The organism is Hyphomonas sp. (genome assembly GCF_046313735.1).
Lineage (GTDB): Bacteria > Pseudomonadota > Alphaproteobacteria > Caulobacterales > Hyphomonadaceae > Hyphomonas.
Genome location: NZ_JBKBXW010000018.1, coordinates 1 through 18321, shown reverse-complemented (window position 1 = coordinate 18321; position 18321 = coordinate 1). Strand labels below are relative to the sequence as shown.

The window sequence follows — 18321 nt, the reverse complement described above, 5'->3', positions numbered from 1 at the left end:
GGGAACCCGGTTTTCAGCTGCCCTGACCCATCCCTTATGGCCCGCCAGCGTCCCGGTCAGGCGAAGAGGCCGGGCTAACTTCACGTGCCACCCGGAACCCGGCATCATTGCGCGCTGCCTTCGGGTCCTCATGGATTCGCGAGACCGGGGTGACGTCCAGCTGCCCGCTCCGCCACGATCCACCCGCAAGCAGTCGCGGCACTTCACGGTCAAGGCCGGATCCCGGACCATGTCCCGGAGACCCAAGCGTTCGCCGGCAGGTCTCCTCCGGCGGCGCGGAGCCGTCTGCCGCGATCACCATGTCCTCGGGAAAGAGATAGCAATCCTCGACCCACTCCCAGACATTGCCTGCCATGTCATGCAGGCCGAAATTGTTGGGCGGATAGGTGCCGACCGGCAGGGTCTGCTGCGGTGTATTTCCGCCCCATGTGCAGATATAGCAGTGCGCACGGGTCACCTCGTCGGGAAAGAACGCATCGCCCCAGGCATAGGTTGTCGCGGTCCCGCCGCGTGCTGCATGTTCCCATTCGGACTCGGTCAACAGGCGGTATGACTTGCCCGTCATCGCAGAAAGCCAGTCAGCATAAGCCCGCGCATCGTGCCAGGAAACTCCCGTCACTGGCCGCGTTCCGCGTCCCATGCCGTAATCATCCGGCAAGGGCGTCTCCCGGCATCCCCCGCGTGCCGCGCATACGGCCCAATCCTCATGCGTGATCTCATGCCGGGATACGGCGAGCCGCTGCACGGCGACCAGGATTTCGGTCTCCTGCTCATCCCTCCCGGCCCGGCGTACAAGGTCTCCGGCCGGCACCATGATCATCTCCGGGCAATCGCCGGACCGTGGCCGGCAATCCTCGAACGAGGCGCCTGCCGGCAACCGGTCGAGTGCTGCCGCCGCATGCACAAACGGCCCATAGACGAGCGACTTGCGGTACATCTGCTTCAGCGGTTCCTGGAAACCGAACAGCAGGGCGCCTGCCGCCAGCACCCCGGCTGCCACCGCCCCGGCTCGCACGCGGTTCGCCCGCCGCCGGCGAAGGTCGCGCTGCCACAGGTCGTCAAATCCCACGTCCAGAAGCCCCGCAGCCAGGCGCGCGCACAGCCGCGCGCGTCCATCGGAGCGGACATCCAGCCCGACCGGCTCCACCGGCATGGCACCAGGTGTTTCCGGATCCTTCACGGCCCGCAGGGCAGGCGGAAAACACTCCGTATCGGGATCGCCCGAGTTCGGCTTCCCGTCGATGATCACCGCAAAGACCTTGCTCGCCCGTCCCGTCTGCCGGAAATGCTCGATCTCTGCACTCACCCATGCCGACTTGGCCGAGCGCGGCGAACAGATCACGATCAGGCTTTCGGACCCCTGCAGCGCCTCCCGCACGGTGCCGGCAATGTCCGCCGCAGCAGCCATGTCCTCATCGTCCCGAAAGAACTTGCCGAGCCTGTCGGGCAGGCGCAGGTCCACAGCCGAGCCCAATGGCACGCGGTAGGTCTCCAGCCATCGATGGATTCGCTTGCCCCACTCCCGGTCATGCTGGGAATAGGAAATGAACGCACGGTATGTATGAGACACGGCATCCCCCTTCAGGCCCTGTGCGGTTCAGGCGCAAACGGGAGTGGGCGCAGCCGCGCGAGCCTGAGCCGACTTGTCTAGTCCCTTCCCGGACGATTTCCAATCGCCCTCAAGGCCCCGTAAACCGGATATTCCCCGCCTGGATCCCCGCGAGCACGATGTCCGCGCCGCCCGATTTCAGCATCCATTCCAGCCGGTGGTCGCGGTACTGGCGTTTGAACAGGCCGGCCTTTACCGCCTGGTCCACCTGCGCCATGGCCGCAATCGAGGCCTCCGCCTCGCGCCGCGCGCTGTCCACGCTGGGCCGGGCATTCGCGCGCGCCATCCAGGCGGCCAGCGCCGATCCCTCCGCCGGGCGGATGCCAAACCCCGCCGCGCCATTCAGGAACGGCACCACGCTGAGGTCGCCCCAGCCAAACCGCGCGCCATTGAGCCATTCCCGCCCGCCGAGCCAGGTTTCAAGCTGGCCGAAAAACGCCTCCGCCTGCCGCCGCGCCGCAGCCTCCATCGCCTCTTTGAGCGTGCCCTCTGCCCGGCGGAAGAAATTCAGCTCGCCGAGGCCCCATGTGATCGCCTCGAACTGGGTGTCCATCACATCCTCGATCATGCGCACCCGCGCGCGCTCCGCCGGTGTCTCCGGCAGCATCGGGGTCTGAGGCCAGGTCTCCTCGATATATTCGAGGATGATCGTGCTGTCGAAAATCTCTGTCTCGCCGTGCACCAGCGCCGGCACCTCGCCGCGCAGGCTCGCCCGCGCAAAGCCCCCGCCAGTCGCGCCCGTGCCGATCCCCTCCGGCAGCCGCGTTTCGAACGCGACGCCTTTCTCCCGCAGCGCAATCTTCACCTTCTGCGCATAGGGCGACAGCGGATGCTCATAGAGGATCAGTCCGGCCATATCCGATAAACCCCTCAGTATCCGGACAGCCGCCCCAGCGGCCGCCCATCCACGATCTGGTCCAGATACTCGCTCATGCCATAGCCCGTCTGGCCGTTGCAGCGATACTCCGTCATCGCCTCGGTGATCCGCGTCGTCAGCTCCGTACCGTCCGGCGCCGTGCGCCGGTTGCGCAGCGGGATCAGCGACAGAACCCGTCCGGATACGGCATATGTCCGCCCCGCCTTGGTCGTCACCTTCGCCTCCAGCGCGGTCTGGTATTCATTGCCGTCCCACTCGCTTGAAAGCTCGCAGGCGGTGATCTCGTCATACACCCCGCCCTCCAGCACCATGCCGCTCGCCCGCGCGCCGCCGCGTCCGTCGCCCATCACGGTGAACATCATGCCAAAGTCTGCCTCGAAATTCATCGGGCACCAGCGATACCATTCAATCGCCTGCCAGTGGCGCGGTCCCCAGGATTTGTCGCGCAGGCCATGCCCGTCGATCTCCAGCCGCTCGCCGCCGCATTCGATAAAGCCGCGCGCCGCGCAATGCTGCTCGTAATGCGCCTTGGCGAAGGACTTCTCCGGGTCGATCTCGATAGGCGATCCGTCCGCCTTTACCGTCTCCCCGCCATACATGGGCGAAACCCCGGTATACTCCATCTCCATCCGCGCCGGCATCCGGGGATTGTTGCGGAAGGCCACCTTCGGGTTGGCCATCTCCTCCGGTTTCGTCAGCACAAGGAGCTCTCCGGAATAGGTCACCTTCAGCCGCTTGAACGGCTCGACCACCTCGATGCGTAGCCCGCCCGCATTCATCTCCGCATTACCGCTGATCTCGGGCCGCTGAAACATGAAGCCCACCCGCCCATCGGGGAAATAGACGCAGATCGACATTTCCGCATAGCGCTGGTTCGGCCGGTTGCCGAGGCGAAACCACGCGCCCGCGCGCCGGCGCGCATCGAACACGTTGAAATACATGCTCTCATTATAATTCTCCGCCTCGCCGGGATCGTGCGTGAACTCATCCTCCGGCGCGAGGCGCAGTTTGAAACCCTCAGCAACGCTCGCCATGCCTTCCTCCCGTTTGCCTGTCTGCCTTTCCAGGGAAGGTGCCACGCGCGCCGCCCCGCGCAAGCCTGACGCCGCGTCCGGCCCGGGGTGTCGCTTTGGGGTGGGCAATGCGGGAAGATGCCCTTAACTCTCGTCCACAGGCCAACCCTCCGGCCGCCCAGTCAGGAGAACCCCCATGCGCACATCCCGTTTCGCCCCTGCGCTTGCCGCGCTCGCCCTTGCCGCCCTGCCGGTGCTTCCGGCCGCCGCCCATCATGGCTGGGCCTGGGCCGAGGAAGCCCAGACCGAGATGACCGGCACGATCCGCACAATCTCCTTCGCCCCGCCGCACCCCTCGATGACCGTCGACGTCGATGGCACAGTCTGGCAGGTCGATCTCGGCAATCCCAGCCAGACCCAGCGCTCCGGCTTCGCCCCCGGCTCCGCCGGGGAAGGCCACGCGGTCGTCATTCTCGGCAATCGCTCGCTGAATGCCGATGAAAAGCGCATCAAGGCCGTCCGCATTACGGTCGGCGGCCAGCAGTTCAACATGTACCCCGAACGCATCCGCGAATAGGCCAGACGGCAGCACATGACAGGGCCCAAAAGGCTGGGGAGGCCGGGAGCGCCGCGATGATGGACTGGCTCGCCGGCCTCGGCGTCGCAGGCGTGATGATCGCCCACCCCTGGCTTTATATTGCCACCAGCGCCGCCCATATCCTGGGCCTCGGCCTCCTCATCGGCGCCATCCTGCCGCTGGACCTGCGCCTGACGGGCCTTCTGCGGCGGGCCGATCTCTCCGTCCTCTTCCCCTTCCTGACGCGCGCCGCCATGGCCGGCTTCGCCCTCGCGGCCGTCACCGGCACGGCGCTGTTCCTGGTAAACCCGGTCGAATACGCCGCCAATCCTGCGCTTCAGGTGAAAGCCGCGCTGATCCTGCTGGCCACCGCCAACGCCGCAGCCTTGCATCTCACCGCCCGCGCCGCCGGCTGGCAGGTCGCCGCGCCCGTCCCCCCTCTCGCCCGCGCCAGCGCCGCCCTCTCCATCGCCCTCTGGCTCAGCACCCTCCTCGCCGGCCGCTGGATCGGCTTTGTGTGAGGGGAGAGAAGAGGCGTTTCAGGATCGCTGGATCAACAGGAAACTGGAGCGGGTGAAGGGAATCGAACCCTCGTCGTCAGCTTGGGAAGCTGCTGCTCTACCATTGAGCTACACCCGCTAAGGCGCGGCGCCCGCAGGCGCCAGACCCGCTATCTGCCGCCGAATCCGCCCCCGCGCAAGGGGGCCGCAGCCGCCCCTGCCAGCCAGCGCTGGAACAATTCCCGCAGGCCGTGTAAAGGCCGCGCGATGAACGGATTTCTCCTCGTTGCCCTCGGCGGCGCCCTTGGGGCCAGCCTGCGCCATGGCGCGGGCCTCCTCGCCGTGCGCCACCTGCCGCTGAGCTGGCCCTGGGCCACCACCTTCGTCAACATCACCGGCAGCCTGCTGATGGGCCTCCTCGCCGGATGGCTCGCCACGCGCGATGCCGGCCTCAGCCAGAACACCAAGCTCTTCCTCGCCACGGGCCTCCTCGGCGGCTTCACCACCTTTTCCGCCTTCTCGCTCGAGATGGCCAATTTCCTGCGCGCGGGCGAGATGGCCAGGGCCGCCGCCTATGCCGGCGTCTCGGTCATCATCTGCGTCGCGGCGCTGTTCGCGGGCCTCTGGCTCGCCCGGAGACTGTTTGCATGAGCGGCCAGATCATCACCGAAACCGTCTCCGGGAAGGAGGCCGGCGCCCGCCTCGACCGCTGGATCAAGCGCCGGCTGAACCTTAGCCAGGGCCAGATCGAGAAGCTGCTGCGCACCGGCCAGGTCCGCGTCAACGGCGCCCGCGCCAAGGCCAGCACGCGGCTGGAGGAAGGCCACGAGGTGCGCCTGCCGGTCTTCACCGCCTCCGCCTCCGCCCCGCGCAAGGCCGCCGCCGCCAAGCAGATCTCGGCCGAAGACCGCGACTGGCTGCGCTCCCTCATCCTCCATGAGGACGATGACATGCTCGCGATCAACAAGCCCGCCGGCCTCGCTGTTCAGGGCGGATCGGGGCAGGGGCGCCATCTCGACGGGCTCCTCGCCGGCATGAGCGAGGGCGGCCACCGCCCGGTCCTCGTCCACCGGCTGGACAAGGAAACCTCCGGCGTCCTCCTGCTGGCCAAACACCCCGCCGCCGCCGCGCGCCTGGGTGATCTCTTCCGCGGCCGCGACATGGAAAAAGTCTACTGGGCCGTCACGGTCGGCGTGCCCAACCCGCCCGCCGGGCAGATCCGCTGCTGGATGGCCAAGGGCGTGCCCGACGAGAACGAGCCCTCCGGCTTCCGCGTCGTTGATCCCAAGGCCGGCGGCCCCCGCCGCGACGGAGACCGTGAACGGATGATCCGCTCGGCTCAGGGCGTCGAAGGCGCACGTCATTCGATCACGGACTATAACGTCATCTCCACCGCCGGCCAGAAAGCCGCCTGGGTCGCCCTGCGCCCACATACCGGCCGGATGCACCAGCTGCGCTTCCACATGCTGGAAATGAACACCTCCATCCTCGGCGACCACAAATACAAATCCCGCCGCGAAGTGCCTCAGGGCCTCGCCCCGGGCATGCACCTGCACGCCCGCGCGCTCATCATCCCGCGCGCCAATGCCAAGCCGCTGATCATTCAGGCGCCATTGCCGCCACACATGAAAGAGACGTTCGAAGCCCTCGGCTTCCTCGAGCAGGAAGCGGGCCGAAACCCGCTCGATCCCTTCATCTGATGACGCAGCTTCACCTCGCCATCTGGGATGTAGACGGAACCCTCGTCGACAGCCGCAGGGTCATCCAGGCCTGTATGGAAACCGCCTTCCGCAAGAGCGGCCTGCCGCCTCCGGAGTATGACCAGACGCGCCAGATCGTCGGCCTCGGCCTGCATGAAGGCTGCGCCATCCTCGCCCCGCCGGACATCGGCCCCGCCCGCCTTGATGCGCTGGTCGAAGCCTACAAGAACGCCTTCATCGCCCATCGTGCGTCTACGGAGTTTCACGAACCTCTCTATGAGGGCGCGCTGGAAACGCTCGAACGCCTGCGCGGCGATGGCTGGCTGATGGCGGTCGCCACCGGCAAGTCCCATCGCGGCCTCGCCGCCCTCTTCGCCACCCATCCGCTGAAACACTTCTTCGACACCGTCTGGTGCGCCGATGACGGTCCCGGCAAGCCCCACCCTTTCATGGTCGAGCAGGCGATGCGCGCGCTCGGCTGCGACCCCGTCCGTAGCCTGATGATTGGCGACGCCGTCCACGACATGGCCATGGGCCGCTCCGCCGGCGTGCGCAGCCTCGGCGTCAGCTGGGGCTTCGGTGAGGCCGCCGAACTCGCAGGCGCCGGCGCCGATGAAGTCCACCATGATTTCGCCAGCCTGAACGCCAGCCTCGACACCTTCCGCCAGCGTTGATCCGCAGGCTGATTAATCCCGGTTCAGAGCTGGTCGCGGTTCAGCACCGGCGCGTCTGTGTCCAGTAGGTAGCTGCGGAAATCCGTCAGCGCCTGGCTCCAATGATACACCTCGTCCATCGCGAACACATTCTCGTCGCGCAGGTCGATGAACAGCGTCACGCAGGACATGTCGCCCAGCAGGCGGTTATCGTCGATCACCATTGTGCCGGCATAGGAGCTCAGATTGTATTCATTCGCCAGTTCCAGCAGCAGCAGGCGGTCCGCCGTAGGCTGCATCTGCACGCAGGCCTTGAACCCCACTTCCTCGCACACCCGCCGGCCAGGGTCTCCCGGCGTGCACCGGCGCAGCGCCGCCACCGTGCCGATGCCCTGCAGGTCGCCCGACACCATCGGCTGGCCACTGAGTATGCCGATCTGCGCGCCCTTGAGGCCCGCCGCAATCAGCGCGTCGCGCACCGCATGCACGCCCACCGGGTCTGCCGCCGCCATCAGGGGCAGGCACATCGTAGCGGCTGCCGCGCCAAGGATCTTCAGGTTGCGCGTCATTCTCATCTCGGATTGAAAGTGCTGAATTGGAACTTTGAAACTATATCCATGACCTATCCGCTACAAGGAATTGCCACTCCAAAGGGTGGGAAAGGCCGCCAGAACCCGCAGGGCGCCCTGGGTCCGAGCAGCCGCGCAGGCTTCCAAGGCCCGCCAATCCGGCGTATGGCGCCCCTCATGACAGAACGTTCCGCCTTTGAAGCCCCCCGGCGTTTCTATGAAACCGTCAGCATCGAGCCCGCCCTAGGCGGCGGCTGGCAGGTGCTGCTCGACGGGCGCAGCCTGAAAACCCCTGCGCGCAGCCTGATCCGTCTGCCCACCGAAGCGCTCGCCCGCGCCGTCGCCGCCGAATGGTCGGCCCAGGAAGGCCGGATCGACCTGGCCGCCATGCCGCTCACCCGCCTCGCCAATGTCGCGCTCGACCGCACGCCGGAGCTGCGCGAGGAAATGGCCGAGGAAATCCTGCGCTATTGCGAGACCGATCTTCTCTGCCACATCGCGGAGGAGCCCTATGAACTCGCCCTGCTGGAAGAGGCCCGCTGGAGCCCGGTGCGCGACTGGGCCGCCGCAACCCTTGGCGTCGACCTGATCACCACCGAAGGCATCGTCGCCGTGCCCCAGCCGCCCGCCTCGATGGACGCGGCCCGCGCGTATGCCCTGGGCCTCGACGATTTCCGCCTCACCGGCCTCGTCTATGCCTGCGGCCTCTACGGCTCGGCCCTGCTGGCGATGGCCACGGTGGAGGATGCGCTCGACGCTGCGTCCGCCTTCACCCTCTCCCGCCTCGATGAAGACTGGCAAGCCGACCGCTGGGGCGAAGACGAAGACGCCAAAGCCATTGCCGAGACCAAACGCGAAGACGCAAAAGCGCTGGGCGCATGGCTGGAGGGGTTGCGCGAGTAGGGCGCCTCAACCGCAAATTCCAACCGCCGCAATTGACACCTGCTTTCGCCGGAGCTGTAGTGATGACGCCAGAGTCATCGGCTTTGTCCGGGGGTATCATGAATATCAAAACACTGCGCTGCGCGGTCCTCGCTGCCTGTCTGGGCCTTGCGCTTTCCGCCTGTGGCGACCCTGCGCAAAGTGGGGCGCGGCCCGAGCGCAGTGCCCACCGCGATGGCGCCGAAGCCCTGCTCAAGGCGGCGAGACGCTCGCAGTCACCGGAAGATTATGCCGCTGCGGTCGCTGTCTATGAGAAGCGCCTTCCGGCTGACCCCTCAGGGGGTGCCTATATCGAAGTCCTGCAGCAACAGCAGCAAGCGGCCTGGAACATGGACCAGCACCGCGCCCTGCGCGAAACCTATCTGCGCACCCTCAGCGCCACCGATGCCCAGAGCATCTGGGACTATGCCGTCCTCAGCCTGCAGAAGCCCGACGGCGCGCTCATCGATAAATCCGGCCTTTACACCCATCATCTGATCCAGATGTTCCGGGATCTGATCCTGCTCGGCCATGGGGATAGCGTCTTTGCCCTCGCGCGCGCGATCCAGGCGGAAGCGCCGGCGGCGCCTGGTCGCGGCTATATGACAGATGTTGAGCTCAACAATCGCGGGATTGCCCAGCTTATCATTGGCGTCGTTGCTGAGGCGGGCCATCCGGAGGCGATCCTCGCAGCCGCAGAGACACCGATCGCGCAGGCGGAACAATACTTCCGGTCGGGCCCAAACTGGCACCAGGCCGCGCGCTCCGAACTGATCTCAGCCGAACTGATCATCGCGGAGGCCCTGAAGCTGCCCGGCCCGCACCGCGACAAAGCCAACGAGATGCTGGTCCAGATCGAACAGCTCCGGCAGGGCAACCAGGTCAACTGGGAAGCCAACCTGGCGATTCTGGCCAGCGTGCTGCAAAGTCTCGGGACCTTCAATGGCGGCACCACGACCTATCAGCAGGGTTATGAAAGCAACCAGCGCGCCATCGCCTGTTCAAGCGCCGCCTTCGGCGACGACGCCCACCAGATGGCTGCGGCCATGGCCTGGGGCTGCTGATCCCGCCCCAAATCCCGCAGCCTCACGCCGCAAACACCCGGGCGCCGGTCTCTACTCCCGCCATCTCCAGCCCGCCCACGGGCTCCAGCGGCGTCGCAGCAAGGGGAGCAACTTTCGGCCACGCCTTCGGGATCGCCCCTTCGGAAAACAGCGCGGCGGCGGCGCGGATGGCGGCGGTGTAGGGGCTCATCAGGGCGAAGTCGGCCGGCGCGGTGGACGGCGCGGGAACAGTGCGGGTCATCTCACTCTCTCCTCTCATGCCCCGCCGCCGAGGGGCCGGCGGGCGGGGCGGGGTGCCGGCAGGGCCCGCCGGCGGAGCGCCCGCTTGATATCCGGCGGCGGGGCCCGGAAGCGGGGAAGCACCCCCGGGGCCCGCCGCCGCCAAACACAAGCGAGCAAACGTTCACTCGCATCAGAATGTGGCAAAAATACGGCAATGTGATCAATTGATCACTAGTTTGCAGGCGCGGCCATTCCCGCCGCCGGCCCGCCCCGCGCCGCTGGCGGCAGGGCCCCGGGGCCGGCCTGACGCTGCGTCGCCCGGCGGCAATCGGCCCGGCGCCGCGTCAACTGCGGCCCCCGCTGCTTGCCAAGCCTGCGCAAGGGGCTATTCAGTCTCCCGGATTTCGTCATCGGAAAACTGGGAGCAGGCGCATATGCAGGATGTGATCGAAGCACTGGAGCAGAAGCGCATTCGCGCCCGTCTCGGCGGCGGCGAGGCCCGCATCGAGGCCCAGCACGCCAAGGGCAAGCTGACCGCGCGCGAGCGGATCGGCGTCCTCCTCGATGAAGGCAGCTTCGAGGAATACGACATGTTCGTCGAGCATCGCTGCGCCGATTTCGGGATGCAGGACCAGAAGGTGCCCGGCGACGGCGTCATCACCGGCCATGGCACGATCAATGGCCGCCTCGTCTATGTCTTCTCCAAGGATTTCACCGTCTTCGGCGGCTCGCTCAGCCTCGCCCATGCGGCCAAGATCGTGAAGGTCCAGCAGATGGCCGCGCGCAATGGCGCGCCTGTGATCGGCCTGTTCGATGCCGGCGGCGCGCGCATCCAGGAGGGCGTCGACAGCCTTGCGGGCTATGCCGACATCTTCATGGAGAATGTCCTCTCCTCCGGCGTTATCCCGCAGATCTCCGTCATCATGGGCCCCTGCGCTGGTGGGGACGTCTACTCCCCCGCGATGACCGACTTCATCTTCATGGTGAAGGACACCTCCTACATGTACGTGACCGGTCCGGACGTCGTGAAGACCGTCACCAATGAGGAAGTCACCCACGAAACCCTCGGCGGGGCCTCGGTCCATGCCAAGAAGTCCGGCGTGGTTGATGGCGCTTTCGAGAATGACATCGAAGCCCTGATCCAGGTCCGCCGCCTGATCGATTTCCTGCCATCCTCCAACCGCGAGGCCCCGCCGGTGCGCCCGGTGCATGATGTGCACGACCGGCAGGAATGGAGCCTCGACACGCTCGTGCCGCCCAATCCGAACACGCCTTATGACATGAAGGAGCTCATCACCAAGATCGTCGATGAGGGCGATTTCTTCGAGCTCTCGCCCCAGTTCGGGGCCAATATCATCTGCGGCTTCGCCCGCATGGAAGGCGCGCCCGTCGGCATCGTCGCCAACCAGCCGATGACGCTCGCCGGCGTGCTCGACATCGATGCCAGCCGCAAGGCCGCGCGCTTCGTGCGCTTCTGCGACTGTTTCAACATCCCGATCATCACCATCGTGGACGTGCCGGGCTTCATGCCGGGCACACGGCAGGAATATGGCGGCCTCATCCGGCATGGCGCCAAACTTCTCTTCGCCTATGCCGAGGCGACCGTGCCGAAGATCACCCTCATCACGCGCAAGGCGTATGGCGGGGCCTATGTCGTCATGGCGTCCAAACACCTTCGCGGCGACGTGAACTATGCCTGGCCCACCGCCGAGATTGCCGTGATGGGCGCCAAGGGCGCGGTGGAGATCATCTTCCGCAAGGAAGCCGGCGACCCTGAAAAGCTCGCCGCGCGCACCAGGGAATATGAAGAGAACTTCGCCAACCCCTATGTGGCCGCGAAGAAGGGCTATGTCGACGACATCATCATGCCCCACAACACCCGCCGCCGCATCACCACGGCGCTGCGCACCCTGAAGGGCAAGAAGCTGGCAAACCCCTGGAAGAAGCACGACAACATTCCGCTTTAGGGGGGCTCATCCCGAGCGAAGCGCCCACTCATCCCGAGCGAAGCGCTCACTCATCCTGAGCGAAGTCGAAGGATGGGCCACAAAAGCGAGTGCGCCATCTGGCCATCCTTCGACTTCGCTCAGGATGAGCGTCACATTGTTTGACGCCTATTGGCCGTCATCCCGCAAAGGGCGCAGCCCTTGTCCGGGATCCGGTCTTTATCCGCTCACGAACCATATCGGCCATCGGGAGGAACGGCAAGGCGGTTGGGCGCGGTGCCGGGCTGACACCACCCTGAAGCGTTCCTGCTTTCCCAGGCTCACTGTTTGCGTTAACATGTTAGCGTAAACAAAGCTGCCCGGCAGACTGGCCAGACGCCGGCGGGGCTCAAGGGAGGATCGAAGATGGAGTTCTCAAAGCGTGACCGGCTGCGCCTGCTCGGCGGGGCGGCGGCCGGTGTCATTGCGGCCTGCAGCGGCGGGGGCGGCGGGTCATCGCCGCTGCCACCGCCTCCGCCCCCACCGCCCCCTCCACCTCCTCCGCCGCCACCACCCCCACCGCCGCCTCCGCCACCCCCGGTCAGCGCGGTGCTGCGCGAGGTCTACGCCCCCAATTTCCTCGTCGGCGCAGCCATCCAGCGCAGCCAGATCGCGACCGCCACCGCTGACCGGCCAATTATCGCCGGCCAGTTCTCGTCGATCACGGCGGAGTTCGAGATGAAGCCCGACATCATCGCGCCCACCGAAGGCGCCTATGACTGGTCACGCCCTGATGCGCTGGTGGACTGGGCCGAGGCGAATGGCATCGCCGTGCGCGGCCATGCGCTGCTCTGGCACTCGACCACGCCCACCTGGTTCCTGACCGGCACGCGCGAGGAGATCCGCACAAAGCTGCAGCGCTATGTGACCGATGTGGTCACCCGCTATGCCGGGCGCATCTATGCCTGGGATGTGGTGAACGAACCCACCAGCGACAGCGCCGGCGGCACGGCGCCCTATCGCGACTCCGGCTGGTACCAGGCGGTTGGCAGCGACTATATCGACTGGGCCTTCGAGGCGGCGCGGGCAGCAGACCCGGCCTGCAAGCTGTTCATCAATGACTACAATACCGAGCTTTCGGGCAAGCGGGCGCGCTATCTCGAGATTATCTCCGGCATGATCGCGCGCGGGGTTCCGTTTGATGGCGTGGGCCACCAGTTCCACCTGCAGATCAATGCCAATGTCGCCGATTCGCTGGCCGCCATCGACGCGGTCGATGCGCTCGGGGCGGGGCTGGAAAACCATGCCACCGAAATCGATGTCTCGGTGTATTCAGACCCGGGAGATTGTTTTGGGAGCGGCATCAATTGCGCTGCCGGGTACGGATCAAACCCCGCCAATGTGCCCGCCAGCGTCTATGCCGCGCAGGCACGGATTTTCCGGGGCTTGTTCAACGGATTCCTGCAGCGCCCGAGCGTCACTTCGGTCACGGTCTGGGGGATCAATGACCGCCAGTCCTGGCTCAACAATTTCCCGATTCGCCGGGACAATTACCCGCTGATGTTCGATCCGGACCGGCAGCCGAAAGCGGCCTTCCGGGCGGTGGTGGATCCGGATTATGCGATCTGACAGGGTGGGGATGAGTTCAGAAAGCCGGACACTGGTGCAGGCGCAGCAGGGGACGGCGCAAATGATGCGCCGGAGAAGGAGGAGGCTAACGAAAGCATTGGCATACGGATGTTCAGTGCCGGGACAGTAATCCGCGGTCCGGAGCGCGCAGGCCGGCAATGATCCGCACAAACATCGAAATCAGCGTATATGTGCTATCAATAATACCAATCGGTAGGGTCTGGCCTTGCCCAAAGAGCTTGCGAGGGATTCCATCAAAAGGGGCAATGCAAAAAAAATTGGCAGTTATAGTGCAGCGATGCTTGCGCCGGGCGGCGGACTGCTGCATCTGCGCGGGAACAAAAGTGAGCAGCGGTACGTAAACCGCTCATTGAAGTGAGCAGTGCATGAAGGCGGGGGCTCAGTTGGCATTACCAACAGCAAACCGGCTGGATCAAATCGGGGACAAGAAGCGGCTGCTGCGCTACTGGCAGACCGCGCACCTCGAGGCGACCGGCACGGACCTCGAATATATGCAGTTCGGCGCAGATGACCTGCGGCCGCTGATCTTTCTTACCTCAATTGAATATCCCGCTGCGCCGCCCTGGGGCTTTTGCATCGATGCGGCGAATGAGGGCTTCGGCGTCTATTCGATCCGGCGGCCAGGCTTCGGGGTGTCCACCCCGGCGCCGTCGCTGTCGGATCAGGCGCGCGCGCTCGCAGCCTTCCTTGAGGAGGCGGGCCTTCAGGATGTGGTCATTGTCTCAACCGGCAGTGCCAATCCGGTGGCCGTGCGCCTTGCCTTGCAGAGCAAGCGGGTTGCCTTCTTTGTCTTTGCCAACTGCGTGTTCAACCGCGATGTGATGGGCGAGTTCCGGCCCGCCTGGTTCGGCAAGCTCCTCTCCCAGACGCTGGAGAGCCGCGCCGGGGCGCGTGTATCCCTCGGCGCGATCCGGCAGGCCGGGCGCCAGTTCGGGTCCAGCTGGTTCTTCCAGACCTGTTTCCAGAAAAGCCCCGGCGATGTGGCCTTCGTGAAATCACATCCGCGGGAGATGGCCGAGGCCTGGGAGGTTTCCAGCGTGATCACGCCGGAAACCTATGTGCAGGAGATTGAGCCGTCGCTGCGCGGCGATACCTTCCTGACCGATGGCCTGCTGAAAGACCTGCCGGCCCTCGCGGTTTCCGGGGTGGAGACGACCGATACCTGGAAGGCAGGGTTCGAACAGGAGGCCGCGCGCCTCGGAATCGAGACGGCCTACCTCGCCAGCGGCGATGTGCTCGCGGTCTACCAATCGGGCATGGAACTCCTGAACCTCATCCGCAAACGGCTGCCGTCGAACGAGGCCTGAGGCACGTTCAGGATGTGTCGCGGGGGCCGGGTTGTCCTTGCGCGGGGCCGCAGAGGCTGGCGCGGGCGGCGGCGGCGGACTGGCAGAGCGTATCGAAGGCGGCGCGCAGGTCCTGCGTCAGGCTGGGCGCCTTGCCGCCGGGGGCTTCCTCGAGGACGGGCGCGAGATAGGGCGCCTCGCCCCTCGCTGCGAGGCGGGCGAGGCGGAGCGTTTCCCGCGAGGGGTTGGCATGAGCATCGGTGAGCGCGTCGAGGCGGCGCTTGAGGCGGGCCGCATAGCGGGCGGGATCGGGCGCGCGGGGCGGTGCTGGCGGCGTCGTTGGAGTTGACTGGGCGCCGCCGGGCGCGGTGCGCCGGGGTGTTTCGGTGAGGCGGAAGCGCAGCGGAGCCTCGCGCGGGGCGGACGGCGCGGAAGGCAGGCCGGCGACGCGCAAGCGGCCGGGCGCAAGGCGCGGGGACGGCAGCGCGGCATAGGCGGGCATGTTGGCTGCCACCATCCAGAAGCAGCGCCGCAGCATCGCCTCGGCCGGCTCGATCAGCCATTTCACGATGCGCCGGGCCGCCGCGACCGGCAGGGGGCAGGCGGAGCCGCCCAGCGCAGCGGCGGCTTCGCGGATCATGTGCCCGATCATGGCGAGGACGAGCGGCGGGATGGCGGGGGCGCGGATCATGGAGAGGAGTATGACACAGCCCGGAGGGAGGGGGATAAGATTGCGTGATTTTCTGCCAAGTGCCGGGATTTACGGGATTTTCTGCGCGCGAAGTGTTGGATAGGCGCCGCTTTGCGCCCCCAGGGGGCGATTTCGGTTGAAACAGGCGGCAGCGGCGTCCAATAAGGCCCGGCAAGCAAGGACAACCGGAGTATTCAGGTGAAAATCATCCGCAGGACGCAAGTGTTTCTGGCCGCTCTACTGGCCGTTGTGACGGTTTCACTTGGCGGCGGGCAGGCAGCCCTAGCGCAGGGGATCATGGCGGGCAATTTCGATCCGGCGATCCCGTCGCTGGAGGAGACCGTCGGCCACCGGCTGGGCGAGAAGATCACCCGATCCGAGGATATCCTGACCTACCTTCAGGCGCTGGAACGGGCGGCGCCGGACCGGGTGCGGCTGGTGACCTATGCGCAGAGCTGGCAGGGGCGCCCGCTTTTCTATGCCATCATTGCCTCGCCGGAGACGATGGCGCGGCTGGACGCTGTGAAGGGCGACCTTGCGCGCCTCGGCAGCGGGCAGGCATTGAGCGGGAGCGAGCAGGCCGAGATCATCCGGCGCACGCCGGCGGCTGTGTGGCTGGGCTTCGGGGTGCATGGCGACGAGATCACGCCGTCTGACAGCGGGCTGGCGCTGGCCTATCATCTGCTCGCCTCGCAGGGCGATGCGCTGGTGGAGCGGATCATGGCCAATACGGTGGTGATCATTGATCCCAACCAGAACCCGGACGGGCGCGCGCGCTTTATCCACGGCTTTACCGAGGCGCTGGGGATTGTTCCGCAGGCGGACCGGTTTGCCGCCGAGCATGACCAGCCCTGGCCGGGCGGGCGGTTCAATGGCTATGTCTTCGACATGAACCGCGACTGGTTTGCGATGACGCAGCCGGAAACGCGCGGGCGGGTGGCCGCCTATCTCGACTGGCACCCGGTGGTGTTTGTCGACTCTCATGAGATGGGCGGGGACGAGACCTATTTCTTCCCGCCGGCGGCAGAGCCGTTCAACCCTCTGATCACCGATGCGCAGAAGGCGAGCCATGACCGCTTTGGCCGCAATCGCGGCGCCTGGTTCGACCGGCTGGGCATCGCCTATTTCACGCGCGAGATTTTCGATGCGTTCTATCCCGGCTATGGCGACATGTGGCCGGCGCTGAATGGGGCGATTGCCAAGACCTTCGAGCAGGGATCGCCGCGCGGGCTCGTCTTTGCGCGGAGGAATGGTGACCTCCTGACCTTTGAAGAGGGCGTGTTCAACAATTTCATTGCCTCTCTCGCCACCCTCGAAACAGCGGCGAACGAGAAAGACCGCCTGCTGACGGAATATGCCGCTTACCGGCGCAGCGCAGTGACCGAGGGCGAGCGGGCGGCAGAGCGCTATTATGTGATCGACCTGGCGCAGCGCCGGGGGCAGGCCGAGCGCCTCGGCCGGACACTGGCGGCGCAGGGCATCGCCGTGTCGCGCGCGAATGCCGGCGTAACCTTCTGTGGGCGGAACTATCCGGCCGGCGCGCTGGTGATCGACAAGGCGCAAGGCGCGGGCCGGCTCGCCCGGGCGCTGCTGGAGCCGCAGATCGCGCTGCCGGCAGATTTCATGGTGCGCCAGGAGGAACGCCGCAAGGCGGGCCTGCCGCATGAGCTCTATGATGTGACGGCCTGGTCGATGCCGCTGATGGAGGGCGTGAGCGTTGCGGGCTGCCGGAACCTGTCTGCTGCGGGCCTCACGCGCGTGGCGCCGGACAGCCCGCCGCCGGCGGTGCTGAGCGGGCAGGGCGATGTCGCCTATGCTGTTCCGTGGACGGATGCTGTGCAGGCGCGGATTGTTGTGGCGGCGCTGCAGGCGGGCCTGACCGGATCGGCAACGGACGAGGCGTTCACGCAAGGCGGGCGCGAGTTCGGCAAGGGCACGGTGGTGTTCCCGCGCGCGGGCAATCCGGATGACCTGGGCGCGCAGCTGCGCGCGATTGCCGCCGGGCATGGCGGCGAGATTGCCAGCCTGCCGACAAGCTGGGTCGAGCGCGGGCCGAATTTCGGCAGCAGCGCCTTCGTACGCCTGACCGCACCGCGCATTGCCATGGCCTGGGATGATGGCACCTCGCCGACCGAGGCCGGGGCGGCGCGCTGGACGCTGGAGCACAAGCTCGGCCTGCCGGTGACGCCGATCCGTGTGCGGACTTTGCGATCCGCGCAGCTCTCGGACTATGATGTCCTGGTGCTGCCGGAAGTCAGCGGCCGGTTCAGCGCGGCGCTCGGCAGCGCGGGAGCGGGCGCCCTGAAGGAGTTCACCGCGCGCGGCGGTGTGCTGGTCTCCTTCGGGTCGGCGACGGGCGTGCTTGCCTCCGAAGAGGTGGGGCTGCTCTCTACCGTCACGGAAAAGGCCTGGACCGAGGCCGAGGCGGTGAGCGATGAAGCGCGCCGCAAGGGCACGCGGCTCGGCTCGCTGGACGAATATGAGGCCATGATTGCGGACCCGGAAGCCGCGCCGGAGACCGTGCCGGGAACGCTGGTGCGGGTTGAGGCCGATCCCGACCACTGGCTGGCGGCGGGCTATGACCGGGCGATTGCGCTGGTCAGCGGGCGGACGATCTTCCGGCCGCTCGGCCGCGCGGACGGGGCGAATGTGCTGCGCTTTGCGGATGCCGGCGAGCTGGTGGCGAGCGGCTATCTCTGGGAAGAGAGCCGGCTGCAGCTCGCCTACAAGCCGTTCCTGATGGCAGAGAACCGCGGGCAGGGGCTGGTGATTGCCTTCACGCAGAGCCCGGTGACGCGCGGCTATCTGGGCGGGCTGGACCTGCTGGTGGCGAATGCGGTGCTGACGGCGCCGGCGCGGGTGAAGGCGGGTTCTGCGCGCTGATCGCCCTGCCGCCGGACTGACTGGATCAGGCAGAAGATAATCAGAAGCCGGACCATCAGGCAGAGGTGGCTCGGGAAAACTGAACACGGTGGTTAGGTGAGATTTCTGCCTGCAGATCGGCTATTTTGCCGGACACAGGAGACGACCATGCCCAGACGACCCCGCCGGAATCACAGTCCGG

General features: G+C 66.4%; 17 protein-coding genes and 1 tRNA gene. 11 read left to right on the top strand and 7 right to left on the bottom strand.

What is annotated here, in order from left to right; genetic code table 11:
- Positions 1–34: 34 nt before the first annotated feature.
- The 3 genes from ACK4SV_RS10105 to ACK4SV_RS10095 all read right to left on the bottom strand — a co-directional run bounded on the left by ACK4SV_RS10105 (position 35) and on the right by ACK4SV_RS10095 (position 3520).
- A complete protein-coding gene (locus ACK4SV_RS10105) occupies positions 35–1570 on the bottom strand; it encodes an SUMF1/EgtB/PvdO family nonheme iron enzyme (RefSeq protein WP_409917704.1) in 1536 nt (511 codons plus the stop codon).
- A 109-nt stretch (positions 1571–1679) separates the two neighbouring features.
- Entirely contained in the window at positions 1680–2465 is a 786-nt protein-coding gene (locus ACK4SV_RS10100; RefSeq protein ID WP_409917703.1) for a glutathione S-transferase family protein, read from the bottom strand.
- Between the two features lie 14 nt (positions 2466–2479).
- A complete protein-coding gene (locus tag ACK4SV_RS10095; protein WP_409917702.1) occupies positions 2480–3520 on the bottom strand; it encodes a hypothetical protein in 1041 nt (346 codons plus the stop codon).
- Positions 3521–3695: 175 nt separating this feature from the next.
- On the opposite strand from ACK4SV_RS10095, the gene ACK4SV_RS10090 reads away from it, so the two are divergent.
- Both ACK4SV_RS10090 and ACK4SV_RS10085 read left to right on the top strand, forming a co-directional pair.
- Positions 3696–4076 carry a DUF6152 family protein gene (locus ACK4SV_RS10090; RefSeq protein ID WP_409917701.1) on the top strand — a complete coding sequence of 127 codons (381 nt, stop codon included), beginning with the start codon at positions 3696–3698 and terminating at the stop codon, positions 4074–4076.
- A gap of 56 nt (positions 4077–4132) precedes the next feature.
- Complete coding sequence (locus ACK4SV_RS10085) at positions 4133–4597, top strand: DUF2214 domain-containing protein (RefSeq protein ID WP_409917700.1); 465 nt, start codon at positions 4133–4135, stop codon at positions 4595–4597.
- A 44-nt stretch (positions 4598–4641) separates the two neighbouring features.
- Here ACK4SV_RS10085 and ACK4SV_RS10080 read toward each other — a convergent pair.
- Positions 4642–4715, bottom strand: a tRNA-Gly gene (locus ACK4SV_RS10080).
- A 128-nt stretch (positions 4716–4843) separates the two neighbouring features.
- On the opposite strand from ACK4SV_RS10080, the gene crcB reads away from it, so the two are divergent.
- Genes crcB through ACK4SV_RS10065 form a run of 3 tightly spaced genes read left to right on the top strand, consistent with a single transcriptional unit; the run spans position 4844 to position 6950 of the window.
- Positions 4844–5227 (top strand): fluoride efflux transporter CrcB, encoded by a 384-nt coding sequence (crcB, locus tag ACK4SV_RS10075; RefSeq protein ID WP_409917699.1) that lies wholly within the window; start codon positions 4844–4846, stop codon positions 5225–5227.
- The gene (locus tag ACK4SV_RS10070; protein ID WP_409917698.1) at positions 5224–6276 is read left to right on the top strand and encodes an RluA family pseudouridine synthase; all 1053 of its coding nucleotides are present in this window, start codon (positions 5224–5226) and stop codon (positions 6274–6276) included. Before crcB ends, ACK4SV_RS10070 begins: the two co-directional genes overlap by 4 nt.
- The gene (locus ACK4SV_RS10065) at positions 6276–6950 is read left to right on the top strand and encodes an HAD-IA family hydrolase (protein ID WP_409917697.1); all 675 of its coding nucleotides are present in this window, start codon (positions 6276–6278) and stop codon (positions 6948–6950) included. The genes ACK4SV_RS10070 and ACK4SV_RS10065 overlap by 1 nt, the downstream gene beginning before the upstream one ends.
- Before the next feature lie 23 nt (positions 6951–6973).
- Here ACK4SV_RS10065 and ACK4SV_RS10060 read toward each other — a convergent pair whose 3' ends face one another.
- Positions 6974–7498 carry a hypothetical protein gene (locus tag ACK4SV_RS10060; protein ID WP_409917696.1) on the bottom strand — a complete coding sequence of 175 codons (525 nt, stop codon included), beginning with the start codon at positions 7496–7498 and terminating at the stop codon, positions 6974–6976.
- 177 nt (positions 7499–7675) lie between these two features.
- Between ACK4SV_RS10060 and ACK4SV_RS10055 the strand changes: the two genes are divergently transcribed.
- Together ACK4SV_RS10055 and ACK4SV_RS10050 are read left to right on the top strand one after the other, a co-directional pair.
- On the top strand, positions 7676–8401 hold the full coding sequence (locus ACK4SV_RS10055) for an ATP12 family chaperone protein (protein WP_409917695.1): 726 nt from the start codon (positions 7676–7678) through the stop codon (positions 8399–8401).
- Positions 8402–8499: 98 nt separating this feature from the next.
- Positions 8500–9483 carry a hypothetical protein gene (locus tag ACK4SV_RS10050; protein ID WP_409917694.1) on the top strand — a complete coding sequence of 328 codons (984 nt, stop codon included), beginning with the start codon at positions 8500–8502 and terminating at the stop codon, positions 9481–9483.
- Positions 9484–9505: 22 nt separating this feature from the next.
- On the opposite strand, the gene ACK4SV_RS10045 is transcribed toward ACK4SV_RS10050, so the two are convergent.
- A complete protein-coding gene (locus tag ACK4SV_RS10045) occupies positions 9506–9724 on the bottom strand; it encodes a hypothetical protein (RefSeq protein WP_409917693.1) in 219 nt (72 codons plus the stop codon).
- Between the two features lie 415 nt (positions 9725–10139).
- Here ACK4SV_RS10045 and ACK4SV_RS10040 point away from each other — a divergent pair, with 415 nt between their 5' ends.
- The 3 genes from ACK4SV_RS10040 to ACK4SV_RS10030 all read left to right on the top strand — a co-directional run bounded on the left by ACK4SV_RS10040 (position 10140) and on the right by ACK4SV_RS10030 (position 14587).
- Positions 10140–11672: an acyl-CoA carboxylase subunit beta gene (locus ACK4SV_RS10040; protein WP_409917692.1), complete on the top strand. Its 1533-nt coding sequence runs from the start codon at positions 10140–10142 to the stop codon at positions 11670–11672.
- 384 nt (positions 11673–12056) lie between these two features.
- Positions 12057–13259, top strand: a complete 1203-nt coding sequence (locus ACK4SV_RS10035) for an endo-1,4-beta-xylanase (RefSeq protein ID WP_409917691.1) — start codon at positions 12057–12059, stop codon at positions 13257–13259.
- 404 nt (positions 13260–13663) lie between these two features.
- Positions 13664–14587 carry an alpha/beta fold hydrolase gene (locus ACK4SV_RS10030; protein WP_409917690.1) on the top strand — a complete coding sequence of 308 codons (924 nt, stop codon included), beginning with the start codon at positions 13664–13666 and terminating at the stop codon, positions 14585–14587.
- Between the two features lie 7 nt (positions 14588–14594).
- Here the strand turns inward: ACK4SV_RS10030 and ACK4SV_RS10025 are convergent, their stop codons facing one another.
- Positions 14595–15257 (bottom strand): hypothetical protein, encoded by a 663-nt coding sequence (locus tag ACK4SV_RS10025; RefSeq protein ID WP_409917689.1) that lies wholly within the window; start codon positions 15255–15257, stop codon positions 14595–14597.
- A 297-nt stretch (positions 15258–15554) separates the two neighbouring features.
- Here ACK4SV_RS10025 and ACK4SV_RS10020 point away from each other — a divergent pair, with 297 nt between their 5' ends.
- Entirely contained in the window at positions 15555–18140 is a 2586-nt protein-coding gene (locus tag ACK4SV_RS10020) for a M14 metallopeptidase family protein (protein ID WP_409917688.1), read from the top strand.
- Positions 18141–18321: the final 181 nt, after the last annotated feature.